The sequence below is a fragment of the Sphingomonas sp. BT-65 genome (genome assembly GCF_026107375.2).
GTDB lineage: Bacteria > Pseudomonadota > Alphaproteobacteria > Sphingomonadales > Sphingomonadaceae > Sphingomonas.
In genome coordinates this window covers 78,493-101,584 of sequence record NZ_JAPCIA010000002.1, presented here as the reverse complement: position 1 = coordinate 101,584, position 23,092 = coordinate 78,493, and the positions used below count along the sequence as shown (strand labels likewise).

The 23,092-nt window shown below is 67.4% G+C and carries 23 protein-coding genes and 2 tRNA genes; 11 read left to right on the top strand and 14 right to left on the bottom strand.

The features are described 5' to 3' along the window. The first annotated feature begins 69 nt into the window (after positions 1–69). Together OK349_RS15010 and OK349_RS15005 are read left to right on the top strand one after the other, a co-directional pair. Entirely contained in the window at positions 70–1,374 is a 1,305-nt protein-coding gene (locus OK349_RS15010) for an MFS transporter (RefSeq protein ID WP_265118719.1), read from the top strand. Then, the gene (locus tag OK349_RS15005; RefSeq protein WP_265118718.1) at positions 1,371–1,916 is read left to right on the top strand and encodes a thermonuclease family protein; all 546 of its coding nucleotides are present in this window, start codon (positions 1,371–1,373) and stop codon (positions 1,914–1,916) included. Before OK349_RS15010 ends, OK349_RS15005 begins: the two co-directional genes overlap by 4 nt. 11 nt (positions 1,917–1,927) lie before the next feature. On the opposite strand, the gene OK349_RS15000 is transcribed toward OK349_RS15005, so the two are convergent. The 4 genes from OK349_RS15000 to hspQ all read right to left on the bottom strand — a co-directional run bounded on the left by OK349_RS15000 (position 1,928) and on the right by hspQ (position 3,918). Then, positions 1,928–2,482, bottom strand: a complete 555-nt coding sequence (locus tag OK349_RS15000; RefSeq protein ID WP_265118717.1) for a GNAT family N-acetyltransferase — start codon at positions 2,480–2,482, stop codon at positions 1,928–1,930. A gap of 171 nt (positions 2,483–2,653) precedes the next feature. Further along, positions 2,654–2,923: a 50S ribosomal protein L27 gene (gene rpmA, locus OK349_RS14995; RefSeq protein ID WP_265118716.1), complete on the bottom strand. Its 270-nt coding sequence runs from the start codon at positions 2,921–2,923 to the stop codon at positions 2,654–2,656. Positions 2,924–2,936: 13 nt separating this feature from the next. After that, positions 2,937–3,308, bottom strand: a complete 372-nt coding sequence (gene rplU / locus OK349_RS14990; RefSeq protein ID WP_265118715.1) for a 50S ribosomal protein L21 — start codon at positions 3,306–3,308, stop codon at positions 2,937–2,939. A 229-nt stretch (positions 3,309–3,537) separates the two neighbouring features. Beyond that, positions 3,538–3,918 (bottom strand): heat shock protein HspQ, encoded by a 381-nt coding sequence (gene hspQ / locus OK349_RS14985; RefSeq protein WP_265118714.1) that lies wholly within the window; start codon positions 3,916–3,918, stop codon positions 3,538–3,540. A 131-nt stretch (positions 3,919–4,049) separates the two neighbouring features. Here hspQ and OK349_RS14980 point away from each other — a divergent pair. Continuing rightward, positions 4,050–4,139, top strand: a tRNA-Ser gene (locus OK349_RS14980). A gap of 105 nt (positions 4,140–4,244) precedes the next feature. On the opposite strand, the gene OK349_RS14975 is transcribed toward OK349_RS14980, so the two are convergent. After that, a complete protein-coding gene (locus tag OK349_RS14975) occupies positions 4,245–7,022 on the bottom strand; it encodes a TonB-dependent receptor (RefSeq protein WP_265118713.1) in 2,778 nt (925 codons plus the stop codon). Between the two features lie 281 nt (positions 7,023–7,303). On the opposite strand from OK349_RS14975, the gene OK349_RS14970 reads away from it, so the two are divergent. Both OK349_RS14970 and OK349_RS14965 read left to right on the top strand, forming a co-directional pair. Next, positions 7,304–8,635: an MFS transporter gene (locus OK349_RS14970; RefSeq protein ID WP_265118712.1), complete on the top strand. Its 1,332-nt coding sequence runs from the start codon at positions 7,304–7,306 to the stop codon at positions 8,633–8,635. A 92-nt stretch (positions 8,636–8,727) separates the two neighbouring features. Beyond that, on the top strand, positions 8,728–10,455 hold the full coding sequence (locus OK349_RS14965; protein WP_265118711.1) for a DUF8034 domain-containing protein: 1,728 nt from the start codon (positions 8,728–8,730) through the stop codon (positions 10,453–10,455). A 30-nt stretch (positions 10,456–10,485) separates the two neighbouring features. On the opposite strand, the gene OK349_RS14960 is transcribed toward OK349_RS14965, so the two are convergent. From OK349_RS14960 to OK349_RS14940, 5 genes are all read right to left on the bottom strand, one after another. Then, the gene (locus OK349_RS14960; RefSeq protein WP_265118710.1) at positions 10,486–10,629 is read right to left on the bottom strand and encodes a hypothetical protein; all 144 of its coding nucleotides are present in this window, start codon (positions 10,627–10,629) and stop codon (positions 10,486–10,488) included. A gap of 137 nt (positions 10,630–10,766) precedes the next feature. After that, on the bottom strand, positions 10,767–12,308 hold the full coding sequence (locus tag OK349_RS14955) for a carboxylesterase/lipase family protein (protein ID WP_265118709.1): 1,542 nt from the start codon (positions 12,306–12,308) through the stop codon (positions 10,767–10,769). Further along, positions 12,305–13,243 (bottom strand): LysR substrate-binding domain-containing protein, encoded by a 939-nt coding sequence (locus tag OK349_RS14950; RefSeq protein WP_265118708.1) that lies wholly within the window; start codon positions 13,241–13,243, stop codon positions 12,305–12,307. Before OK349_RS14950 ends, OK349_RS14955 begins: the two co-directional genes overlap by 4 nt. A 4-nt stretch (positions 13,244–13,247) precedes the next feature. Continuing rightward, the gene (gene kdgD, locus OK349_RS14945) at positions 13,248–14,189 is read right to left on the bottom strand and encodes a 5-dehydro-4-deoxyglucarate dehydratase (protein ID WP_306310668.1); all 942 of its coding nucleotides are present in this window, start codon (positions 14,187–14,189) and stop codon (positions 13,248–13,250) included. Positions 14,190–14,376: 187 nt separating this feature from the next. After that, positions 14,377–14,453, bottom strand: a tRNA-Pro gene (locus tag OK349_RS14940). Between the two features lie 185 nt (positions 14,454–14,638). Here OK349_RS14940 and yajC point away from each other — a divergent pair. The 4 genes from yajC to OK349_RS14920 are packed head-to-tail and all read left to right on the top strand — an operon-like array spanning position 14,639 to position 17,984. Beyond that, positions 14,639–14,983: a preprotein translocase subunit YajC gene (gene yajC / locus OK349_RS14935; RefSeq protein WP_265118707.1), complete on the top strand. Its 345-nt coding sequence runs from the start codon at positions 14,639–14,641 to the stop codon at positions 14,981–14,983. Between the two features lie 4 nt (positions 14,984–14,987). After that, complete coding sequence (gene secD, locus OK349_RS14930; RefSeq protein ID WP_265118706.1) at positions 14,988–16,631, top strand: protein translocase subunit SecD; 1,644 nt, start codon at positions 14,988–14,990, stop codon at positions 16,629–16,631. 13 nt (positions 16,632–16,644) lie between these two features. After that, positions 16,645–17,622, top strand: a complete 978-nt coding sequence (gene secF, locus OK349_RS14925; protein WP_265118705.1) for a protein translocase subunit SecF — start codon at positions 16,645–16,647, stop codon at positions 17,620–17,622. Further along, positions 17,622–17,984: an Mth938-like domain-containing protein gene (locus OK349_RS14920; protein WP_265118704.1), complete on the top strand. Its 363-nt coding sequence runs from the start codon at positions 17,622–17,624 to the stop codon at positions 17,982–17,984. The genes secF and OK349_RS14920 overlap by 1 nt, the downstream gene beginning before the upstream one ends. Here the strand turns inward: OK349_RS14920 and OK349_RS14915 are convergent. From OK349_RS14915 to OK349_RS14905, 3 genes are all read right to left on the bottom strand, one after another. Continuing rightward, entirely contained in the window at positions 17,969–19,153 is a 1,185-nt protein-coding gene (locus tag OK349_RS14915) for a glycosyltransferase (protein ID WP_265118703.1), read from the bottom strand. The two genes, OK349_RS14920 and OK349_RS14915, sit on opposite strands and share 16 nt — an antisense overlap. A gap of 42 nt (positions 19,154–19,195) precedes the next feature. Beyond that, on the bottom strand, positions 19,196–19,576 hold the full coding sequence (locus OK349_RS14910; protein ID WP_265118702.1) for a glycine zipper 2TM domain-containing protein: 381 nt from the start codon (positions 19,574–19,576) through the stop codon (positions 19,196–19,198). 96 nt (positions 19,577–19,672) lie between these two features. Beyond that, complete coding sequence (locus tag OK349_RS14905; protein ID WP_265118701.1) at positions 19,673–19,993, bottom strand: glycine zipper 2TM domain-containing protein; 321 nt, start codon at positions 19,991–19,993, stop codon at positions 19,673–19,675. A 97-nt stretch (positions 19,994–20,090) separates the two neighbouring features. Here OK349_RS14905 and OK349_RS14900 point away from each other — a divergent pair, with 97 nt between their 5' ends. Both OK349_RS14900 and OK349_RS14895 read left to right on the top strand, forming a co-directional pair. Continuing rightward, positions 20,091–20,531: a cupin domain-containing protein gene (locus tag OK349_RS14900; RefSeq protein ID WP_265118700.1), complete on the top strand. Its 441-nt coding sequence runs from the start codon at positions 20,091–20,093 to the stop codon at positions 20,529–20,531. A gap of 878 nt (positions 20,532–21,409) precedes the next feature. Continuing rightward, positions 21,410–21,916, top strand: a complete 507-nt coding sequence (locus OK349_RS14895) for a DUF805 domain-containing protein (RefSeq protein ID WP_265118699.1) — start codon at positions 21,410–21,412, stop codon at positions 21,914–21,916. A gap of 12 nt (positions 21,917–21,928) precedes the next feature. Here OK349_RS14895 and dnaJ read toward each other — a convergent pair whose 3' ends face one another. Further along, on the bottom strand, positions 21,929–23,044 hold the full coding sequence (gene dnaJ / locus OK349_RS14890; RefSeq protein WP_265118698.1) for a molecular chaperone DnaJ: 1,116 nt from the start codon (positions 23,042–23,044) through the stop codon (positions 21,929–21,931). Between the last annotated feature and the right edge of the window lie 48 nt (positions 23,045–23,092).

Here is a 23,092-nt window from a genome sequence, read left to right as displayed (position 1 = left end):
TCCGGCTCCGGCCTTGTGGGGGGTGGCACTGGCGCGCGGAAACCGCCATCGTGCCGCCCCGAGGACCGCATGAGCAACTTTCACCATCTTCTGATCAACAACCTGATTGCGAGCATTACCAACTTCACCGTGTGGTTTGCGGTGACCTTCTGGGTGTTCCTCGAGACCAAGTCGGTGTTCGCCACGGGGATGATCGCGGGCATGTATCTCGTGCTGACCGCGGCGCTCGCGATCTGGTTCGGCAGCCTGGTCGACCATCATCGCAAGAAGCGCGTGATGATGGCGTCGAGCGCGGCGTCGCTGCTGCTCTATGCGCTGTCGCTGGCGGGATATTGGCTGGCGCCCGAAGGGAGCATGGCCAGGATCGCCGCGGTGCCGCTGTGGCTGTTCCTGTTCGCGGTGATGCTTGGCGTGATCGCAGGCAACCTGCGCAACATCGCGCTGCCGACGCTGGTGACGCTGCTGGTGCCCGAGGACCGGCGCGACAAGGCCAATGGGCTGGTGGGCATGGTGACGGGGATCGGGTTCCTTACCACGTCGGCGATCAGCGGCTTCCTGGTCGCGTGGGGCGGGATGGTCGCGACGCTCGGTTTCGCGATCGTGCTGTCGGCGCTGGCAATGCTCCACCTCGCCTTCGTGCATGTCGACGAGCCGCGCGCGGAAGGGGCGCATGACGAGCCCAAGCGAGTCGATCTCGCCGGCACGATCCGGGTGGTCGGCGCGGTGCCGGGGCTGTTCGCGCTGATCTTCTTCGCCACGTTCAACAACTTGCTCGGCGGCGTGTTCATGGCGCTGATGGACGCCTATGGCCTGTCGCTGATGCGGGTCGAGGCATGGGGGCTGCTGTGGGCGTTCGTCTCGTGCGCCTTCATCCTCAGCGGGTTCGTGATCTCGCGCACCGGCTTGGGCAAGAACCCGCTGCGGACGCTGTTGCTGGTCAATCTGGTCGTTTGGGCGGTGGCGGCGGTGTTCACCATCCAGTCGTCGATCCCGCTGCTCGTCGCGGGCTGCTTCATCTGGCTGTTCCTCGGCCCCTATGCCGAGGCGGCGGAGCAGACGACGCTGCAGAAGGTAGTGCCGTTCGAGCGCCAGGGCCGGGTGTTCGGCTTCGCCCAGTCGGTCGAGCAGGCGGCCTCGCCGCTCACCGCCTTCCTCATCGCGCCGCTCGCGCAGTTCGTGTTCATCCCGTTCATGACCGACGGGGCAGGGGCCGATGCGATCGGCGACTGGTATGGCCGCGGCCCCGAACGCGGCATGGCGCTGGTATTCACGATTGCCGGCTTGATCGGCGTGCTGGTGACGATCGTGGCGTTCGGCTCGCGCGCCTATCGCCAGCTGTCGGCCGCCTATGCGCGGGAGCCAGTCGCGGCATGAAGCCGGGGCGCTGGATGCGGCAGCTCGCCGTGCTGGCGCTGCTGTTCCTGGTGCTGGCGGTGATCGCCGAACTGCGCGGGCCGCCCGAGCGGCTCACCGCGGATGGCGCGCGAACCCATGTGATCGATGGCGACAGCCTGCAGATCGGCGCGCGCACCGTGCGGCTTCAGGGGATCGACGCGGTCGAGTTCCATCAGCCCTGCACCACGCGCGAGGGCAAGCCCTGGACTTGCGGCATCGAGGCGCGCAAGGCGCTCGCCGCGCTGGCCGGCAGAGGCGGGCTGGTGTGCGAGACGCACGCCACCGACAATTTCGGCCGGGCGGTGTCGACCTGCTCGGTTGCGGGCGTAGCGGATATCGCCGCCGCATTGGTGGCGCAGGGCTGGGCGGTCAGCGGGGATGGGGAGCGGGAAGGCCTCTACCTCGCCGAGCAGGAAGCGGCGCGGGCGGCCGGGCGCGGAATCTGGCGCGGCAGCTTCACGCGGCCAGCCGAGTGGCGCGCCGCGCACCCGCGCAGCGCGCCTTCGGTCCCGGCGGCCTGAGCCAGGCTAGTTCAGGCCGCCATTCGATCGCACGGGTCGTCGCTGCGGCCCTCATCCGACAGCCGCTGCTCATATTCGACGCACTGCACCTCGCCGCCGCGCCCACGTGAGAATCGCGAGACGACACGGCCGGTCGGGCGGAAGCCGAGCTTGCGCAGCACCCGGCCCGAGGCGGGGTTGTCGACATAATGGCCGGCGGCAAGCCGCGGCACGCGCAACGCGCGCGCGATCGCGATCACCGCCGCGCCCGCCTCGGTCGCATAGCCGCGGCCCCAGGCGTCGGGCGTGATCCAATAGCCCATCTCGTACGGCTCATCGTCATAGGGGCCGAAGCCGACCCCGCCGATGATGCGGCTGGTGCCGTCCTCCAGTACGCAGATCAGGAAGCTGGTGTCGTCCGCGCCGCGCTCCGCGCCGAGGAATTCCTCGGCGTCGCCGAGCGTGTAGGGCCAGGGGGCACGGCCGAGGTTGCGGACCACCTCGTGATGGCCGATCGCACGGGCGAGTTCGGGCGCGTCCTCGATCCAGCCAGGCCGCAGCATCAGTCGTTGCGTTCTCGCGAACATCATACTCTCCTCGCGTCTCGTCCCTGGCCCGTTTTGATGACGGCCCTGCGACGATTTGGGTGGGAGGGAGCAAAAGAAAAAGGGAGACCGGGGCGACCCGTCTCCCTTTTGCGGTCTCCTGAAACGGAGACCCGGATCGCCCTGGCGGGCAACCCGGCTGGTTGCCCAATGTTACTCGGCTGCTTCCGCAATCATCTCGATCGAGCAGAATTTGCGGCCGAGCTTGCCGTCATGGAATCGCACGCGGCCGTCGGTAAGCGCGAACAGCGTGTGGTCCTTGCCGATGCCGACATTGACGCCCGGATAGAATTTCGTGCCGCGCTGGCGGACGAGGATGTTGCCGGCAATGGCAATCTGCCCGCCGAACTTCTTCACGCCGAGGCGCTTCGATTCCGAATCGCGGCCGTTACGCGAAGAGCCGCCTGCCTTCTTATGTGCCATTTCGCGTTACTCCTTACGCTTCCGCAGCCGGGGCAGCGGCTTCCGCCGGCGCCGCATCGGCCTTCTTCGCCTTCGCCTTCTTCTCCTGCGCACCGATCGCGGTGATCTTCAGGATCGTGTGCTGCTGGCGGTGACCGTTCTTGCGACGGTAGTTGTGCCGGCGGCGCTTCTTGAAGACGATGACCTTCTCGCCCTTCGCCTGCGCGACGATCTCGGCCGAGACGGTGAGGCCGTCGGTGGGCTTCAGCTCCGAACCCTCGCCGGCGAGCAGGACGTCGCCGAGCGTGATCGACGAGCCAGCTTCACCGTCGAGCTTCTCGACGACGATCTTGTCTCCTGCGGCAACGCGATACTGCTTGCCGCCCGTGCGCACGATTGCGAACATGGGCCTCTTCTCAATTCCAAATGCATGTGCCCGCGCAGGACAGACCCGGCGGGAGGAACGGCGCGGTTATGCGAATCGCAGGTTCAAGTCAACCTTTTGTGCCGGGCTTTTCGCCCGGAGGCGGCACCGGCCCGCTCCCCCACCCGGCCACCCACGGCAGTATATCTTGATGGGTGGCCGGGTGGGGAGCGGGCCGGTGCCGCAGAACGCGCAGCGTTCTCAAGCCAGCTTAATGCCGGTGTTCGCGCTTCAACTGGTAGCGGCCGCCGCTATAGCGTTCGAATAGCCCACCGATCGCCGGGTGGTTGACCGGCTCGTCGCTGTCGTCGCTCACCAGATTCTGCTGGCTGACATAGGCGACGTAGCTCGAGTCGGAATTCTCCGCGAGCAGATGGTAGAAGGGCTGGTCCTTGCGCGGACGCACGTCCTCGGGGATCGCCTCGTACCATTCGTCGGAGTTGGCGAAGACCGGGTCGACGTCGAAGATCACCCCGCGAAAGTCGAACAGCCGGTGCCGCACCACATCGCCGACGTTGAAGCGCGCATGCGCGACCGGCGGCACGGGGACGCCGGCATTGGTGAGATCGAGGAAGTCGTGAGCGCGAGTCATGCACTCAATCTAGTGTCGAACGCGCGGCACACAAGAAGTGCGGGAAGGGTGCTTGTCACCCCGCGGCCTTTGGTCTAGAGGCGCCCGCTCGACTGGCCGGACTGGCATATGACATGCCCGGATCCCCTCGCGGAGAGGTGGCAGAGTGGTCGATCGCGCCGCACTCGAAATGCGGTTTACGGGGAACCGTAACGTGGGTTCGAATCCCACCCTCTCCGCCATCATTTGATCTCGCATACGCGCCAACGGGGCAGACCGGCCACAAAGAAAGGCCAGCCGCTTGGCGGCGGCTGGCCAGGATCGGAGGCGCTCCGCTTGAGGGAGGGTCAGAACGCCACGCGGGCGCTCAGCACGAACTGACGGCCGCTGTGCGTCAGCACGTTGAGCCGGTTGGTCTCGTCCACGAATTGGTCGTTGAGCTCGTCGGTGAGGTTGATGCCCTCGAGGCTCAGCTTGATCTTGTCGGTGATGTCGTACGAGATCTGCGCGTCGATGTTGGTGGTCGAATTGGTGCCGTTATAGGCGTTGCCCTCGGTCCCGGGCACCGCGGTCAGATACTTCGAGCGATAGGCGATCGAGCCGCGGATCGAGAATTTCTCGGTCTCGTAATAGAGCGTCGCGTTGGCGGCGTGCTTGGACAGGCCGAGCAATGTTGCCTTCACCGTCTCCGGGCCGGTCGCCGAGAGGCGGTATTCGATGTCGGAATCGACATAGGTGTAGTTCGCCAGCACCCCGAAATTCTTGAGGAAGCCCGGCAGGAAGGTGAAGGGCTGCTGCACGTTGACTTCGAACCCGCGCAGCAGACCGCCCTCCGAATTGACCGGCTGGCTGACGATGAAGATGTCCGACGGGGTGGCGGTGGTGCCGGTGAGCAGCGAATCGGGCAGGCCGAGGCTCGAATAGGGGACGCTGGTGCTGAGCGTCTGGACGAAGCTGCCGATATCCTTCTGGAACACCGAGACCGCATAGATCGCGCCGCGCGTCGGATACCATTCGATCGACGCGTCGAGGTTAGTCGACTTGGTCGGATCGAGATTGGGGTTGCCCGAGCTGAAGCTGCGGTTGCCGCCCGAGACGTTGAGATTGCCGCCCGGCGTGAGCGAGCCGATGCCGGCGCGCGCGATCGTCTTGGCTGCGGCGAGGCGGACCAGCAGCGTGTCGGTCACGTCGAACACGAGATTGGCCGAGGGCAGCCAGTGGTCATAGCTGCGGTCGGCGGTGACGAAGTCCACCGTGCCGCCCTGGCTGGCATAGCCGGTCGAGAGCTGGTCGGTCTTGACGTGGCGCACGCCGACGTCGCCGCGCAGCGGGAAGCCGGCATCGGCGAGGTTGAACTCGGCCATGCCCCACACGCCCAGATCATCCTCGCGCACCGTGACGAACGAGCCGCGCGCGGTGGCGTTCTCGACCCCTCCGGTGGCGTAGGTCGGGTTGGTCGGCGCGTTGAGGAAGGCGAGGAAGGCGTCGAGGTTCGGGACCACCCAGCCGGTCGGCGTGCCCGAGGGCACATCGAGGCCGCGACCGAAGCCGGTGAACTGGGTGGTCAGCGGCGCGATCTGCGCGGCGGTCAGCGTGGTCACCACCGTCTCGCCCGACAGGCGGCGGCGCTCGGTCGAATCATATTCGAAGCGCCGCCAGTCGGCCCCGACCTTGAGCTTCAGCACCGGGCTCGCGGTCCATTCGAGGAAGCCCTTGGCGTTGGTGAAGCTGTTGTCGACCGTCTGCGGGCGAATGCGGACTTCCGACGTGCCGTTGATGAAGGCGAAGGTCGCGGGGTTGGTGATGTCGACCCCTGGCCGGATCGTCGGGAAGCGAGTCGAGAAATCGTAGAAGAAGCCGTTGGTGTTGGCCGCATCGAGCGTCACCGTGGTCTGCACGGGATTGCGGAACTCGGAGCGCGAATAGCCGACGATCCCCTCGAACCTCAGGCTGTCGCCGAGCTTCTGCTCGAGCGTGCCGGTGAGCTGGTAGAAATCGGTCTTGAGTTCGTCGTAGCGCGCCTGGACGCGCAGATCGACCGCGTCGAACGTGCCGCTGATGATGCTGTTGTTTTCGTCGACGGTGCCCGAGCGGATGATCGTCTGGGGCTTGCCCGCGCCGCCGCGGCTGAAGCCGATCGCCTGGAACTGCGCTTCCTTGCGCGTGCCGTCGAGACGCGAATAGAGGCCGTCGATCGAGATCAAGGTCGCGTCGCTCGGGCGATATTGCAGCGCGACCGCGGCGCCGAGGCGCTTCTGCTCGATGTCATAGCTGACCAGACCCGGGATGCGCGGATGGTAGAGCGCGGTCTCGGGATTGGTGTCGTTGATCTGCGCGATCGTCTTGCCGGCGATGGTGGAGGCGGCGTTGAATCCGCCGTTGAACCCGCCATAGGTCCAGCGCGTGATGTTCGCGCCCTCCTCGACCAGGCGGCGCTCCTCATAGGCGATCGAGACGAGCGCGCCGAACTTGCCGTCGGGACTGGTGGTGGTGAGCAGGCCCGAGAAGCGCGGCTTCGCCTTCTGCGCCAGGTCGTTGTAGCTGACCGAGGCGGAGAACACCGCGGTCGGCTCGCGATAGTCGAACGGGCGCGCGATCTGGAGATCGACGGTGCCGCCGAGCGAGCCTTCCTCGACATCGGCGGTCGCGGTCTTGCGGACGGTCAGGCTGTTGAACAGGTCCGACGAGAAGATGTTGAAGTCGAAGCCGCGTCCGCGGTTGACGCCGCCCGAATTGTCGGTGCCGCCGGTGGTGCCGATCGCCTCCATCCCGTTGATGCGCACGCGGCTATATTCGGGGCCGAGGCCGCGGATCGAGATGCTGCGGCCCTCGCCATTCACCCGACTGATCGCGACGCCGGGGATGCGCTGAAGCGATTCCGCGAGGTTGAGGTCGGGGAATTCGGCGATGTCCTCGGCCTTGATCGCGTCGACCGCGGCGGTCTCGCGCTTCTTGACGTTGAGCGCGCTGCTCAGGCTCTCGCGGAAGCCGGTGACGATCACTTCCTGGCTGGCGTCGGCGGGGCTCTCGGGGGCCGGCTCCACAGTCTGCGCCTGCGCGGCGGAAAGCGCGGCAGCGGCGCCCGACAGCGCGAGCACGGACTTCAGGATATGGGCACGGGACATTTCAGACTCCCCTCTCGACTGGCTCTGGACGGCTTCGTGGCGAGCCGACTGCGATGTTTTGCTAGGCCCGGGGGTGGTGGCGAGGCCAACGCCAATCGGACATGAATCGATGCATGAGATGCACTGATCGGCCGGGCAGGGTGCGTGATCGTCCGCGACATCAAGCTAGTTCGTGGCTCGATCATCCCGCTATTTGTCTTGGACGCCCTTCCGCACCCCGGTTACCGGTGCTCGAGCAAGGATCGCGCGCACCTGACGCGTGACCAGCAGGAGAGCGACGCGTGACCGACCAGCGCACCCGGCCGACAGATGCGCGCCCGACCCATATTCGGCATGCGATCATTGCGCTGATCTTCATCATCACCACCGTCAACTATGCTGATCGCGCAACCTTCTCGATCGCGGGGAGTGCCGCGGCGGCCGAGCTCGGGCTGAACCCGGTGCAGACGGGCTTCATCCTCTCCGCCTTCGCCTGGGCCTATGTGCTGGCGCAGGTGCCGGGCGGGTTGCTGCTCGACAAGTTCGGCACCAAGCGGGTCTATGCCGCGGCGATCGCCTTGTGGTCGGTATTCACAGCGCTGCAGGGCCTGGCCGGGCTGATCGCGTTCCTGCCCGCGATGGCGATGCTGTTCGCGCTGCGCTTCCTGGTCGGGCTGGCGGAGGCGCCGTCCTTCCCCGGCAATGCGCGGCTGGTGGCGTCGTGGTTTCCCTCGGCCGAGCGCGGCACCGCCTCGGCGATCTTCAACTCGGCGCAATATTTCTCGCTGGTCGCGTTCGCGCCGCTGATGGGGTGGCTGGCGCACAGCTTCGGCTGGCGCTCGATCTTCTGGGTGATGGGTGCGCTGGGACTGATCGCGACCGCGGCATTCCTGCGCTATATCCACAGCCCGGCGCGGCATCCCTCGATCAACCAGGCCGAGCTCGATCATATCGAGCAGGGCGGCGGGCTCGTCCACATGGAGGAGGGCGGCGCGGGCAGCGCGGCGGCGTTCGACTGGGGCAATGTCGGCAAGCTGATCGCCAACCGGATGATGCTGGGCATCTATCTGGGGCAGTACTGCATCAACGTGCTGACCTATTTCTTCGTCACCTGGTTCCCGATCTACCTGGTCAAGGAGCGCGGGCTGAACATCATGGAGGCGGGGTTCGCCGCGGCCGCGCCGGCTTTGTGCGGCTTTGTCGGCGGGCTCGCCGGCGGCTATGTCTCCGACTGGATCCTCAAGCGCACCGGATCGCTCGACCTGGCGCGCAAGGGGCCTCTGGCGGTGGGCATGCTGCTCGCCACCGCGATCATCGGCTGCGTGTGGGCCGAGCAGGAGTGGCTGGTAGTGGCGCTGATGTCGGTGGCGTTCTTCGGCAAGGGTGTCGCCTCGCTCGGCTGGGCGATCATGGCGGATGTGGCGCCGCGGCGGCTCGCGGGGCTGTCGGGCGGGGTGTTCAACATGTTCGGCAACATGGCGGGAATCGTCACGCCAATCGTGGTGGGCTTCATCGTCGCGGCGACGGGATCGTTCGACTGGGCGCTGGTCTATGTCGGCGGGCACTGCCTGCTGACGATCTTCGCCTTTCTGGTGATCGCCGGGCCGATCCGCCGGATGCAGATCGGCGAATGATCGCGCGCAGGGGAGTGTTGCTCGGCGGGGCGGCGGCGCTGCTTCCCGCTGCGGCGCGAGCAGCGCGTCCGCAACTTACCCTGGCAACCCCGATGGCGGCACCCGAATGGGCTTTGCTCCAGCGTCGGCTGCTCGCGCGCAATGCCGAGGCGTGCGAAGCGTTCTACGCCAAATATGTCGACAAGCGGGACTGGTTGCTGGTGTTCGAACGCTGGGGCGCGAATGACGGGCCGGACGACGCGGCGGAGGCGACCAATGATTGGGCGATCTTGCATGCCCTGGGCGCGCCCGACCGCATTCTCGACCTGACGCAGCGCTTCTGGGAAGGGCATCTCAAACAATATGCCGCGATGCGGACGGTGGAGGTGCCGATCGCGCGCGCCGGCATGTATCACCGCGACTTTCCGGTGCAGATGGATTGGCAGCACAATGCCGAGGGGCTGACGACCTTCAACGTCATGGGCCTTTCCGCGCCGCGCGACCCGGCGCTGATCGTGCGTACCCGGCGCTTCGCGGATTTCTATACCGGGCATGATCGCAGCGTGCGCAATTACGACCCCGCACACCGCATCATCCGCAGCATGATGAACGGCAGCCGCGGGCCGATGCTGCGTGATGCGACCTCGCTCGACTGGGCGGGCGACCCGTTCGCGGCGGGCGAGCGCTTCCATATGGAGCATGGCGAGAGCAGCTATCAGCAGACGCTCGACCATTATGCCGAGTACACCGATGTGGTCGGCGACAACCCGCTCAACCTGCAGGCGACGACGCTGGCACTCAACGCCTATGCGCTCGGCGGCGGCGAGCGCTACCGGCGTTGGGCGCTCGACTATCTCGACGCCTGGGTGAGCCGCGCCAACGCCAATGGTGGCATCGTGCCGAGCAAGGTCGGGCTCGACGGCAAGGTCGCGCGCGACTGGTGGGGCGGGGTCTATGGCTGGGGCTTCTCGCCCGTAGTGCCGCAGACCGGCAAGCGCGAGGACCGCAACCGCGTGCCGCGGTCGATCACGGCGTTCCTCAACGGCACGCTGCTGACGGGCGATAGCGCGTATGTCGAGGTGTGGCGGCGGCAGAATGCGCGGATCAACGACGCCGGGCGCCAGCGCGACGGCAAGTTCGAGACGCCGACCATGTATGGCGCCGAGGGTTGGTACGGGTGGAAGCCGGGGCCCTATCGCCTGAACGGGTTCGAGATCTGGTATGTGACGCAGCGCGCGGACGATCTCGAACTGGCGGGCGAGAATCCGTGGGTGTCGTTCCTGTTTGGCAAGAACGATGGCTATCCGGTCGAGGCGATGAACGCCGATCTCGCGCGGGTCGCCGAGCGCGAGAAGCGGATGCGCGAGGACACCACCACGCGCGACACGCGGCTCGCCGATTGGCCGCTCGACAAGACCCCGGCGAGCGTCAAGAGCCTGATCCAGCTGATGACCGGCGGGATGCACATCGCGCGGCCGCCCTGGTCCTCGACCTCGCCCAACCAGGGGGGCGTCGCGCTGCATTGCCGGCTGCGCTATTTCGATCCCGAGCGGCGGCGGGCGGGGGTGCCCGAGGACGTCGCGGCGTTGGTGCACGCGCTGGACGATACTTCGGCGGAGGTGACGTTGGTCAATCTCGGCAAGGTCGCGCGGATGGTGACGGTGCAGGGTGGCGCCTATGCCGAGCATCGGATCGAGCGGGTGACGCTGGACGGGCAGGAGGTGCCGGTCGGCGGGCGCGACTTCACGCTGCGGTTGGAGCCGGGCTGCGGGGCGCGGCTGAAGATCGCGATGCAGCGCTACGCCAATGCGCCGACGCTGGCGTTTCCTTGGGACCGGTAGGGGTGGAAAGCGGCCGTCCGAGACAACCAGCTAAAGGTGATACCGCCCGGGATCGTCCGGAGATTTCTTGATCTGGCGCCGCCAGAGCAAGACGGCGATAGCAAACATCGAGGCGGATATGATGCTGCCGACAACCCAACCTCGTTCGCGACCAATAACGATCAGTGCGATCACGGAGATGATAAAGGGGGCGAGCAAGCCCAAAGCATATTTGATTTTTCGACTATCCACCGCCCAAACATCGCATCAGGAGCGAGTGTCCGCAATGGTGACGACGGCGGCGTCAGCGATCGAGTAGCTTCGGAGCCGCTTCACCCACCCGGCTTGATATAGGGCGCGACTGACCAGAGCAGGCGTTCCTCTCGGCGCGGGTCTGACACCACGCGGGTGTCGGTGTCGAAGATCATCGCGCGGCGCGCGTCGAGATCGAACCTCGGCCAGCTTGGCACGCTAGCGCAATTGGGATCGCCGGTGCGCGCGAAGGCGATGAACGCGTCGGCCATGCGCCCGGCGAGGCGGCGCGCGGCGGGGGCGTCGCCGGTGCGTGCGCCTGGCACGGCGGTGTTGTCGAACACCAAAGGGATATCGAGCGTGTGGAAGGCGCCGAGCACACCGCCGGCCTCGGGCGCGGGGAAATCGAGCTGGTACATCCAGGTCGGCGCGCCGATCTTCGCACGCTCCTCGGCCTGGATCAGGTGGCCGGGCCAGGAGCGGCCTGCGGTGGTCGCGGCGAGCAATATCTGCCCGGGCGTCTTCTGCGGATAGATCTCGCGATAGCGCCGGACCACCCAGTCGGGGGCGACGTCCTTGGTGATCTGGCTGCCGATGCGGTCGGCGAGATTGTTCCAATCAGTGTCGCCGCGCTTGAGCCAGTCGGCGATCCAGAGGCCAGTCTCGTCATGCGTGTTGCCGACGATCAGCGGGATGTGCGCCGCCTCGCGCGGGGCATCGGGGACGAAGGGGTGGCGCGGGAGGACATGATGGTCGAGCGTCGAGACGAAGCTCACCTCGCCCTTGCGCTCGATCGGGTCGGTCATCGCCGTCGCCTCGACCAGGCGTTCGACGGGTAGCGCCTTGAGCTCGGCGACGGTCGTCGCGCCGGCCTGCTCCATCCAGGCGCGGGCGCGGAGCGTGGCGTTGCGCGGGCCGGCGGCCGTGACGTGCTGGCCGCTCATCGTTGCGGCACGATGGAATAGCGGACGCGCCTCGGGCATCGCCATCAGCGTCACCGCTTTGGCGCCGCCGCCCGACTGGCCGAAGATCATGACGCGATCCGGATCGCCGCCGAACGCCGCGATATTGTCGCGCACCCATTGCAGCGCGAGGACGATGTCGAGATTGCCGACATTGCCCGACTCCGCCGGGCCGCCGAGCTGGGCGAGATAGGCATAGCCGAGACCTGCGAGGCGGTGGTTGAGCGTGATGACCACCACGTCGCCGCGCCGGACGAGGCTGGCGCCGTCGTAGAGCGGGTCCGAGCCCGAGCCGTGGGCGTGTGCGCCGCCGTGGAAATAGACCATCACCGGGCGCCGCCCGCGGTCGAGCGCGGGGGTCCAGATGTTGAGGAACAGGCAGTCCTCGCTGGTGGGCTCGTCGGCGCGGGTCTGCGGCGCGGCGGGGCCGTAGCGGATGGCGTCGGCGATGCCGGACCAGTCCGCGGGCGGGAGTGCGCGCTCAAAGCGGCGCGGGCGGGTGTCAGCGCCGTAGCGGATGCCGCGGAAGACGAGCACGCCGCGCTCGCTCACGCCGCGCACTCGCCCATGGCGGGTCACCGCGACGGGATCGCCACGCTGCCCCCACGCGACGGCCGGTATCAGCAGCGGCGCGCCGAGCAGCGCGCGGCGGGCGATCATGCCGCGGCCATCTGGGCGCAGAGCAGGCGCATCGGCTCGAGCGCCGGATTGGCGTTGTCGCGGCGCCATGCCATGTGCAGTTCGACCGGCGCCTCGGGCTCGGTGCGCAGCGCGCGGAACTGGACGTCCATCAGGTGCAGCCCCGACGCCGATTGCGGCACGATCGCCGCGGCGAGCCCGGCATGGACGAGACCGAGCATCGAATGGATCTGCGTCACGTGCTGGACATAGCTCGGGGTCACCCCGGCATCGTCGAACAGGCGCACGAGCATGTCGTGGAAATAGCCCGCGCCCTGCCGCGCATACATGATCAGCGGCTCGCCATCGAAATCGCCGAGCGACAGCGCGGGCTCGCCCTGCCGCGGGTCGCCGGGCGGGAGGGCGACCAGCAGCGGCTCGCGCAGCACGCAGAGCGTGTCGAACTCGTGCCGGTCGACCGGCGGGCGGACGAAGCCGATGTCGATCAGGCCGGTGAGCAAGGCGTCGACCTGGTCGCCGCTCACCATCTCGCGCAGCTCGAGGTCGATATTGGGCAGGCTCGCGCGTGCCTGCGCGACGATCTGCGGGACGAGGCTGTAGCCCGACACCGCAGTGAAGCCGATCGCAACCTTGCCGGCATCGCCCTTGGCCACGCGGCGCGCGGACAGCGAGGCGCTTTCGGCGAGGCGGACGATGCGCCGCGCCTCGATCAGGAAGACATGGCCGGCGGGCGTCAGACTGACCTGGCGGCTGGTGCGCTCGAGCAGGGTGACGCCGAGGATGCGCTCGAGCAGCTGGATCTGCCGGCTGAGCGGCGACTGGGTCATGTTGAGGCGCTGCGCGGCGCGGCCGAAATGGAGTTCCTCGGCCGCGGCGACGAAGCAGCGGAGCTGGCTGAGCTCGAACATCGCGCCGGTGTAGCGCGGCGTGGCGAGCCCTGTCACGCCAGCGGTCACCGCCTCACGCCGCCCGGGCAACCGATCCCGCGGCGCGCTCGATCAGCGCGCGCAGCTCGTCATGCTCGGCGGGAGTGAGGTCGGTGAGCGGGGTGCGCACTGGCCCCGCGTCACGGCCGATCACGCGCATGCCTGCCTTGACGATCGACACGGCATAGCCGCGCCCGCGGTTGCGCAGGTCGAGATAGGGCATGACGAACTCGCGCAATTGCGCCTGCACCGTCGCCTGATCGCCGCTGCGCACCGCGCGGTAAAAGGCCAGCGCCCATTGCGGCATGAAGTTGAAGATCGCCGAGGAATAGGTGGTGACGCCCATCGTGAGGTACGGCGTGGCGAAGGTCTCGGCGGTGGGGAGACCCCCGATATAGGTGAGCCGGTCGCCCATGCGCACGAAGATGCGGGTCATCAGTTCGACATCGCCGACGCCGTCCTTGAAGCCGACGAGATTGGGATTGCGCTCGCACAGCCGCGCCAGCGTCTCGTCGTTCACCACGGCATTATCGCGATTGTAGACGATCACGCCTAGTCCCGTGGAACGGCACACCGCCTCGATATGCGCGGCAAGGCCGTCCTGACTCGATCCGACGAGATAGGGCGGAAGCAGCAGCAGGCCGTCGGCCCCCGCGGCCTCGGCGCCGCGGGCGATCTCGGTGGCGATCGCGGTGCCGTAGCCGCAGCCGGAGATGACGGGGAGCTTGCCCTTGCCCTCGGCGGCGGCGGCCGTGACGACCTGCACCAGCTCGGAGGGGGTGAGCGAGAAGAACTCGCCGGTGCCGCCCGCGGCGAACAGCCCGGCCAGGTCGTGCTCGAGCATCCAGGCGCAATGCGCGCGATAGGGGGCTTCGTCGAACCGGCCCTCGGCGTCGAAATGCGTGACGGGGAAGGACAGCAGGCCCTGGCCAAGACCGCGTGCCATGTCGGCCGGACTCATCGTCGTCACATGCATCTCCCAAGTCGCCGGTTCGCATCGATGCGCGAAACGCTTCGACGCCTAGCTATTGGGTCGGATCGCGGGCGTCCAAGCCAAAGCCGCCATCGATCGATGCGCGGCTTGGATCGATGCGGCGCGGCCTTCCGGCGCGAGATGTCGTGTGCTGCGGGAAAACTGCCGGCGATGCCGCTACGGCGAAAGTTGGTCGGGGCGACAGGATTCGAACCTGCGACCCCCACACCCCCAGTGTGATGCGCTACCAGGCTGCGCTACGCCCCGACCAGAGGCACGGCCCTCTAGGCGTCCGCGGCATGCGATGCAAGGGGGTAGGCGGCGGGCGTTGCCCAGATGCCACAGGCGCGGCAATGGTTGCGTGCCTGCAACGCCCATGGTAGCGCGCGCCGCTTGAACGGGGGACCTTCGACCCCCACCATTCAGGCCAGCCAAACCGGGCTCGGGGAACCATGATCATTTCACCAGCATATGCACAGGCCGCGGGCGGCGCGGCAGCCCAAGGCAGCTTCGCGGGATCGTTCCTGTCGATCGCGCCGCTCGTCCTCATCTTCATCGCCTTCTACTTCCTGATGATTCGTCCGCAGCAGACGCGGATGAAGCAGCTTCAGGCGACGATCGGCGCGATGAAGAAGGGCGACACCGTGGTCACCGCGGGCGGCTTGGTCGGCAAGGTGGTGTCGGTCGACGAGACCTATGCCAATGTCGAGATCGCGACCGGCGTGAAGGTCAAGGTGGTCAAGGCGACCATCGTCGAGGTCCAGCCGCTCGGCGGCGGCAAGCCCGCGAACGACTGAGCCGATGCTCGATTTCCCGAAGTGGAAGGTGTGGGCGGTCTGGCTGTCGATCGCGGCCTGCTTCCTGCTCGCGATCCCGAGCTTCGTGCCCGAGAACATGCGCGAACGCTGGCCGGGCTGGATCCCGCAGCCGGTGGTCAATCTCGGCCTCGACCTTGCGGGCGGCAGCTCGATCCTGCTTGAGGCGGACGTCGCCGATCTCGCGCGCACGCGACTCACCGCCAAGCGCGACGAGATCGAGACCGAGTTCCGCCGCCAGGATCCGCGCATCGACATCGGCGAGATCTCGCAGCGCGACGGCGTGATCAGCTTCATGGTCCGCGACGTGGCCCAGGTGGACGCGGCGCGCGAGCGGCTGCTCCAGCTCACCGGCAGCGGCGCGGGCATGACCGGGCAGCGCGAATGGACGATCGAGGTGCGCGATTCGACGCGCTTCATCGTCACCCAGACCAATGCCGGCCTCGACCAGGCCGTGAAGCAGGCGATGGCCGATGCGCGCGAAGTGGTCGACCGCCGCATCAACGCGCTCGGCACGCTCGAGCCGACGATCGTGCTCGAAGGCCGCAGTCGCATTCTCGTCGAGGTGCCTGGGCTCAAGGATCCCGAGGCGCTGAAGGCGCTGCTCGGCAAGACCGCGCGGCTCGAGTTCAAGCTGGTCGACATCACCGCCAATCCGGCGCAGATCGCCACGGGCAATGCGCCGATCGGCAGCGAGCTGCTGCCCTATCCCGATGCGCCGCCGGGCCTGTCCTATGTCGCCTATCCGACGCGCGAGGGGCAGCAGCCGATGATCGCGCTCAAGCGCCAGACGATCGTCAGCGGCGATCAATTGATCGACGCCAAGCAGGAGTTTGACGAGCAACAGCAGCCCGCAGTCGGCTTCACCTTCGATGGCCAGGGCGGACGCCGCTTTGCGCGGGTGACTCAGGAAAATGTCGGCAAGCCGTTCGCGATCATCGTCGACGGGAACGTCATCTCCGCGCCCAATATCCGCGACGCGATTTTGGGCGGCCGCGGGATCATCAACGGCGGCTTCACCGTCGAGAGCGCCAACGAGCTCGCCATCGCGCTGCGCTCGGGCAAGCTGCCCGTCGCCTTGAAGGTGGTCGAGGAGCGCACCGTCTCGGCCGAGCTCGGCCAGGATTCGATCGAGAAGGGCATCCTTGCCGGCGTCGTCGGCACGCTGGCGCTGATCTTCTTCATGCTGGTCACCTATGTGCGGTTCGGCGTCTACACGACTTTCGCGCTGCTGGTGAACGCGGTGATGATCTTCGGCATCATGGCGTTCTTCGGCGCGACGCTGACGTTGCCCGGCATCGCCGGTTTCGTGCTGACGATCGGCGCGGCGGTGGACGCCAACGTGCTGATCAACGAGCGCATCCGCGAGGAGCAGCGAATCCGCAACCGCGCTGCGGTTTCCGCGGTGGAGTTCGGCTATAAGGAAGCGAGCCGCGCGATCTTCGACGCGAACATCACCAACGTCATTTCGGCGGCGATCATGTTCGTGTTCGGCTCGGGCCCGATCCGCGGCTTCGCCGTGGTGCTCGCGATCGGCATCATCACCTCGGTCTTCACCGGCGTCACCTTCACCCGTCTGCTCGTCGCGGACTGGCTGAAGCGCAATCGCCCGAAGACGATCAACATTTAAGGGCCGCCGGCAAATGCGTCCGCTCAAGCTCGTTCCCGACAACACCAACATCCCGTTCCTCAAATGGCGGAATGTGGCAATGGCGCTGTCGCTGCTGCTGATCTTCGGCTCGATCGCGCTATGCGCGGTCAAGGGCTTCAACCTCGGCATCGACTTTGTCGGCGGCCAGCAGACTCGCGTCACCTTCACCCAGCATGTCGATATCCAGACGCTGCGTGAGCGGATCGAGGCGCTGGGTATCGGGGAAGCGACGATCCAGCAGGTCGGCGAGACGACCGAATATTCGATCCGCACGCCACTGCCCGAAGGCGGCGAGGGAGCGGCGAACGCCGCGGCGAGCCGCACCCGCGCTGCGGTGCTGAAGGACTATCCGGGCGCCCAGGTCGGCGCGACGCAGAGCGTGTCGGGCAAGGTGTCGGAGGAGCTGTTCCGCAACGGCGCGATCAGCCTCAGCCTCGCGATGATCGCGATCGCGCTGTACATCTGGTTCCGCTTCGAATGGCAGTTCGGCGTCGGCGCGCTGTTCGCGCTGTTCCACGATGTCGCGCTGACGCTCGGCTTCTTCGCGCTGACCCAGCTCGAGTTCGACCTCAACATCGTCGCGGCGGTGCTGACGATCATCGGCTATTCGCTCAACGACACGATCGTCGTCTATGACCGTATCCGCGAGAATATGCGCAAATACCGCAAGATGGAGATGGAGGAGCTGCTCAACCTCTCCATCAACGAGACGCTGTCGCGCACCGTCGTGACCTCGCTGTCGATCGGCATCGTGCTGGCGATCCTGCTGGTGCTCGGGCCGGACGTGATCTTCGGCTTCACCGCGGCGATGCTGCTCGGCATCGTGATCGGCACCTTCTCGTCGGTCTATGTCTCGGCGGCGATCCTGCTGTGGCTCAAGCTGCGGCCCGACAGCTTCCTGCCCAAGGAAGCGAGCGGCCCGAAGGGAGCCGAGGGCGCCGAGCGGGTCAGCTTCAAGGACATGCCCTGATGCGGATGGACCGGTCCCGTGTCGAGGGGCCGGTGGTGTCGGGGTTCTCCGGCGGTGGGTTCCGGGTCGACGACAATGTCTATCTGGGACTGCTGCTCACCCCGGCGCGCGCCGAGGGCTGGACCCCGCCGCCGCTCGAGGCGCTGACGCCCGACGCCCTCGCGCCGCTCGCGGCGATGGATCCGCAGCCCGAATTCCTGCTGCTCGGCACCGGGACAACCTTGCGCCGCCCGCCGCCCGCGCTGGAGGCAGCATTGCCCTTCGGCATCGAGGTGATGGACAGCCGCGCCGCGGCGCGTGCCTGGGGCGTGCTGCGCGCCGAGCTGCGCTGGATCGCGGCGGCACTCTACCCGCTGGACTGAGACCGTGCCGCGACCAGCTCTGACAGATGGTCGTAGAGCGCGGCGGTGTTCGCTTCCCAGGTGAAGCCGGCTGCGGTAGCGCGCACCGCCTCGCGCGGCGGGGGCGCAGCGAGTATCTCCTCGATCGCGCCGGCGAAGGCGGATGCATTGCGCTCGGCGATCCGGCCCGCGGCGGGCGAGGTGACGACCTCGGCCGCGCCGCCGGCAGCGGGGATCACGATCGGCGTGCCGCTCGCCAGCGCCTCGACCCAGGCATTGGCGAGGCCCTCGGAGGACGAAGCCAGCGCCATCACATCCGCGGCGGCGAGCAGCGGCGGCAGCTCGGTATGGGCGACCCCGCCGAGCAGTTTCACGCGATCGCCAATGCCCAGACGCGCGATCTGGGCCGCGAGCCTGGGGCGCTCGGGGCCTTCGCCGGCAATCTGCAGATAGACGCCGGGGAGGGCGGCCACGGCGTCGATGACGAGGTCGTGCCCTTTGCGCGGGATCAACGCGCCGACCGCGACGACGAGCGGTCCGCCGATCCCCAGGCTTGCTTTCTCTGCCGTCTGGTCGCGCGGCGCGAAGCGGGCGAGATCGACGCCGGTGTGATGGACGCGAATGCGTTCCGCCGGGATGCCCAGCGCAGTCATGTCCGCCTTCATCGCCTGCGACACGGCGAGCAGCCCGTCGGCTGTTTGCCCCGCCGTCGCGACTTGCCAGGCGGTGGCGGGGCTCCGGCCCCAATGGTGGATGTCGGCGCCGCGCGCCTTGATCGACACCGGCACGTCGAAATACCGCCCCAGCGCGACCGCGGCGGGCCCGTCGGGGAAGAAGAAGCTGGCATCGATCACGTCGAAGGCGAAATCGCGGCGGATGCGTGTCAGCAGTGGCAGCAGCGCGCGCGTTAGCATCGCCGGGTGGAAGCTCCCGTTCGTGCCGGGCAGGTTGAGGAAGCGGGGACGCCAGGTCTCGACGCCCTTCCACGCCTCATGGCTGGGCAGGGCGGCGAGCGGCGCGTAATGGCCGCGGCGGCTAAGCGGCCAGGGCGGCAGGCCGAGCGGCGCGACCAGCTTGAGCTCGACATCGGGATGTGCGGCAAGCCCAAGCGTCTGCCGCTCGACGAACACCCCGAAATTGGGGCGCGAGGCGTCGGGAAAGAGCGAGGAGAGAGTGAGCACGCGGAGCATCGCCCCACGTGCCTACACGCTCCGGGTTAAAGCCGCATTAGGTCAGCGGCAGCGCAGTTCGCCGGGGCGATCCGCGGTGCTGCCGATCGCGGCGCCGCCCGCGGCACCCAGGATCGTGCCCAGCGTCTTCGATCCGCCGGGCGCCAGGATATTGCCCAGCAGGCCGCCGGCGACACCGCCGATGATCAGCCCGGCCGAGCCGTCGCTGCGCCGGCAATAGTAGCGGCCGTCGCGCCCGCGATAGACGCGATCATTGTGGCTGAGGCGCCGCTCCTCGTAGCGGCCTTCGCGATAATAGCGCGGCGCGTCCCAATAATCCTCGTCGCTGGCATAGCCAGGCCGATCATAGCCATCATCATAGTCCGTGCACGCGCCGGTCAGCGTCATCGCCGCCGCGCTTGCTGCGATCATCAACTTTTTCATCGGGCATCTCCCTGCTGCGATGCCCCGCTCGTTGCTCAAACGAAACGGGGCGCGGAAGTTTCCCTCCGCGCCCCCTAAACATCGGTTCCGCTTCGATCAGCGGCAGCGGCGACGGTCGCCGCTACGCTCGATCTCGCGACCCGCGACCGCGCCAGCGGCGGCGCCGAGCAGCGTGCCGACCGTACGGTCGCCGCGCGTGTCGATCGTGCGGCCGACCAGCGCGCCGGCGACGCCGCCGACCACCAGGCCGGTGGTGCCGTCCGACTTGCGGCAATAGCGGCGGCCGTCGCGGCCGCGCCACTCGCGATACGCATAACGCTTCTTCTGCACCCCGGCCTCGGCCTTCGAGGCCGGAAGCACGACGGCGGCGGGAACCGCCAGCGAAGCGGCGCCAAGCGCCAGCATCAGGTTACGCATTGTGAATACTCCATCTCTACCTGAAACCCTGTGCCCCCCAACGCGCCGGTCATCGCACCGGTTTCATGAACGTAACATTTCGTGCAGTTCATCCGGCATGCAGGAAGCAGAATCGGTCATCGAAACCCTTGGGCTCGCCCCGCACCCCGAGGGCGGGTGGTATCGCGAGACCTGGCGCGCGGGAGCAGGGGAGGGGGCACGTTCACCCGGCACGGCGATCCTCTATCTGCTCGAATCGGGGTGTCGCTCGCACTGGCACCGGGTCGACGCCGATGAATTGTGGCTGTGGCATGCGGGCGCGCCGCTCGACCTGCTGATCGCGGACGAACGGGAAGCGAATCCGGTACTTATCCCCCTTGGCGGCGATGTGGCGCGCGGCTACAGGCCCCAGGCATTGGTCCCCGCGACTCGCTGGCAAGCCGCCGAAGCGCGGCGCGGCTGGGCGCTGGTGAGCTGTGTGGTCGTCCCCGGCTTCGACTTTGCCGGGTTCGAGCTCGCCCCGCCGGACTGGGCGCCGGTCACCCCGAAGAGCCGCTGATCCCTCCCCGTTATCCACGTTATCAACAGGCGGTATCGGGTCGATTGCGGGTTTGCGCGACTCGGAAACGATGACAGCATCAGCCTTGTAAGCGGACGAAGACGCAGCGAGAAATCAAAGCGAAATCAGAAGTTTGCAACGGATCGACACGCGCAGGTGCCTTCGGGAGACCACGCATGACGATACGGGGACACCACCCCGGGAAACGGCCTGTCCCGCTCGCGAGAGCGGGTGGGATGGAAACGAAACGGATCCGGTGTCCAAAACGTCTCTCCGATGCTTTGGCATTGGAAAGGCGGGCCGCCAGGGCGGGAAATGCTCCCCCGGAGCATGGACAAGCCAGACGACCAAACGCGAAGTCGATGCCTTCGGGCAAAGATGGAGCGGGTTATCAGGGCAGGCAGGTGCTTCGGCACAGGTCAGGCCGGGTGACCAAACGTCCGGAAAGTAGCTGCTCCTCGGAGCGAAATGGACCGGACGAGGCCATCGAGACACGGCGATCCTTCGGGATCGGCAACTCTGGATGACCAACCGCGAAGCCGATGCCTTCGGGCAAAGGTGGAGCAAAGGACATCGAGGTGGGAAGCTGATCCTTCGGGATCGCGCCCGCCCCGGTGACCGGCCGAGGGAAGGCATTCGCTGACCACCGGCCAAGCCGCTCTGGTCCGCAACCCTTGCCGGCGCGGACCGGGCAATGCCGCCGACGTGAAGGCGCGCGCAGCCCCTTGGGCGAGCGCGAAGTCCGAAAGTCAGGCGACACGGGGGGCTGGCGGAAACGCCGGCCCCCTTTTCCATGGGCAACCGTTCGATTGCCACGGCGCGGATCGCGGCTAGTATCGCCAACGATGCCGAATGACGCAGCCTATAGTTTGAGCCTCGTGAAGCGGGCGATCCTGGGAATCGCCTCGTTCCAGGGCCGCGCGCGGCGCAGCGAGTTCCTCTATTACTGGATCGCGATGTTGCTCGCGGGCGTCTTTATCCAGGCGCTGGTGTTCCTGCTGACGTCGCTCGCCCAACTCGCAGGCGCAGAAGAGACTGCCGGGCTCGTGGGGACCCTCATCATCGAATTGTCTCGCCTGCTGTTGTTCTTGCCCCTGTTCGCGCTGTTCGCGCGCCGGCTGCATGACCAGGACCTAAGCGCCTGGGGGCTGCTGATCCTGCTGCCCGTCGTGCTGCTGAACCTTTACGACATCGCCTATTACCTGCTGACGGATACGATGCCGCCGGACGGGCCGGGGTGGCTGATCGCGGTCCTGTTGGTGTCGGCGATCGCATTCTTCGGGTTCGCCGCGGTGCCCGGCACCAAGGGCACCAACAGCTACGGACCCGACCCGCGTGAGGACGATCTGCGCGCGGCACAGCTCGAACCCGGCAGCACGGCTTGACGTCAGGCGGCTTCAGCAGCCGCCCACCGCCTTCTTGACCTTGGCGAAGAAGCCGGTCGAGGCCGGACATTCCTCGCCGGTTTCGAGCGTGCGGAACTCGTCGAGCAGCTCGCGCTGCCGTGCCGAGAGCTTGGTCGGGATCTCGACCTCGAGCTTGACCACCAGGTCGCCGCGGCCGCGGCCCTGCAGCACGGGCATGCCCGCGCCGCGCTGGCGCACCTCGCGGCCCGACTGGGTACCCGGATTGATGCGGATGTTGTGCAGCTCGCCGTCGGGGCCGGGGATCTCGATCTCGCCGCCCAGCGCAGCCGTCGTGAAGCTGATCGGCGCGCGTGCATAGAGCGTCGTGCCCTCGCGCTCGAAGAGCGCGTGCTTGGCGACGTGGAGGAAGATGTAGAGGTCGCCCGGTGGCGCGCCGCGTGCGCCGGCCTCGCCCTGGCCGGAGAGGCGGATGCGCGTACCCTCGTCGACGCCCGGCGGCACGTTCACCGCGAGCGTCACGGTCTTGTCGGTGCGGCCCTCGCCGCGGCAGTTGCGGCACGGATCGGTGATCGTCTGCCCCGCGCCATGACATGACGGGCAGGTGCGCTCGACCATGAAGAAGCCCTGCTGCGCGCGCACCTTGCCATGGCCGCGGCAGGTGCCGCAGGTTTTGGCCATGGTGCCGGGCGAGGCACCGGTGCCGCCGCACGGCTCGCAGATGCCCGAGACGTCGATCGTAACGTCGGTCTGCTTGCCGTGGAACGCCTCTTCGAGCGTGATCTCCATGTCGTAGCGCAGGTCAGCGCCACGCTGCTGGCGCGGGCCGCCGCCGCGGCCGCCGCCCATGAACTCGCCGAACATCGATTCGAAGATGTCGGAAAAGGCGTCGAAGCCCGGCCCCTGACCCCCGCCCATGCCCGCGGGTCCGGCGTGGCCGAACCGGTCGTAGGCGGCGCGCTTCTGCGGGTCCTTCAGGCAGTCATAGGCCTCGTTGATCGCCTTGAACTTGGCCTCGTGATCCTTGCACCCGCCATTCTTGTCGGGGTGGAATTTGAGCGCCAGCTTGCGGAAAGCGGCCTTGATCGTGGCGTCGTCCGCGGTGCGCTCGATCTCGAGCAATTCGTAATAATCAGTCTGGGTGGTCATTCACTCGGCCCCCGCCCGTACCCCCGCCATTCCCGAAATTCGAAAATG

Excerpts from the sequence above, each read along its gene's own strand:
- OK349_RS15005 (WP_265118718.1), top strand. The coding sequence starts at position 1,371 with ATGAAGCCGGGGCGCTGGATGCGGCAGCTCGCCGTGCTGGCGCTGCTG.
- kdgD (WP_306310668.1), bottom strand. The coding sequence starts at position 14,189 with ATGCATGTGACGACGATGAGTCCGGCCGACATGGCACGCGGTCTTGGC.
- dnaJ (WP_265118698.1), bottom strand. The coding sequence starts at position 23,044 with ATGACCACCCAGACTGATTATTACGAATTGCTCGAGATCGAGCGCACC.
- hspQ (WP_265118714.1), bottom strand. The coding sequence starts at position 3,918 with ATGACTCGCGCTCACGACTTCCTCGATCTCACCAATGCCGGCGTCCCC.
- OK349_RS14915 (WP_265118703.1), bottom strand. The coding sequence starts at position 19,153 with ATGCTCCGCGTGCTCACTCTCTCCTCGCTCTTTCCCGACGCCTCGCGC.
- OK349_RS14955 (WP_265118709.1), bottom strand. The coding sequence starts at position 12,308 with ATGATCGCCCGCCGCGCGCTGCTCGGCGCGCCGCTGCTGATACCGGCC.
- OK349_RS14975 (WP_265118713.1), bottom strand. The coding sequence starts at position 7,022 with ATGTCCCGTGCCCATATCCTGAAGTCCGTGCTCGCGCTGTCGGGCGCC.
- secF (WP_265118705.1), top strand. The coding sequence starts at position 16,645 with ATGCGTCCGCTCAAGCTCGTTCCCGACAACACCAACATCCCGTTCCTC.
- OK349_RS15010 (WP_265118719.1), top strand. The coding sequence starts at position 70 with ATGAGCAACTTTCACCATCTTCTGATCAACAACCTGATTGCGAGCATT.
- rpmA (WP_265118716.1), bottom strand. The coding sequence starts at position 2,923 with ATGGCACATAAGAAGGCAGGCGGCTCTTCGCGTAACGGCCGCGATTCG.
- OK349_RS14910 (WP_265118702.1), bottom strand. The coding sequence starts at position 19,576 with ATGAAAAAGTTGATGATCGCAGCAAGCGCGGCGGCGATGACGCTGACC.
- OK349_RS14965 (WP_265118711.1), top strand. The coding sequence starts at position 8,728 with ATGGCGGCACCCGAATGGGCTTTGCTCCAGCGTCGGCTGCTCGCGCGC.
- OK349_RS14900 (WP_265118700.1), top strand. The coding sequence starts at position 20,091 with ATGCAGGAAGCAGAATCGGTCATCGAAACCCTTGGGCTCGCCCCGCAC.
- OK349_RS14905 (WP_265118701.1), bottom strand. The coding sequence starts at position 19,993 with ATGCGTAACCTGATGCTGGCGCTTGGCGCCGCTTCGCTGGCGGTTCCC.
- rplU (WP_265118715.1), bottom strand. The coding sequence starts at position 3,308 with ATGTTCGCAATCGTGCGCACGGGCGGCAAGCAGTATCGCGTTGCCGCA.
- OK349_RS15000 (WP_265118717.1), bottom strand. The coding sequence starts at position 2,482 with ATGTTCGCGAGAACGCAACGACTGATGCTGCGGCCTGGCTGGATCGAG.
- OK349_RS14920 (WP_265118704.1), top strand. The coding sequence starts at position 17,622 with ATGCGGATGGACCGGTCCCGTGTCGAGGGGCCGGTGGTGTCGGGGTTC.
- secD (WP_265118706.1), top strand. The coding sequence starts at position 14,988 with ATGCTCGATTTCCCGAAGTGGAAGGTGTGGGCGGTCTGGCTGTCGATC.
- yajC (WP_265118707.1), top strand. The coding sequence starts at position 14,639 with ATGATCATTTCACCAGCATATGCACAGGCCGCGGGCGGCGCGGCAGCC.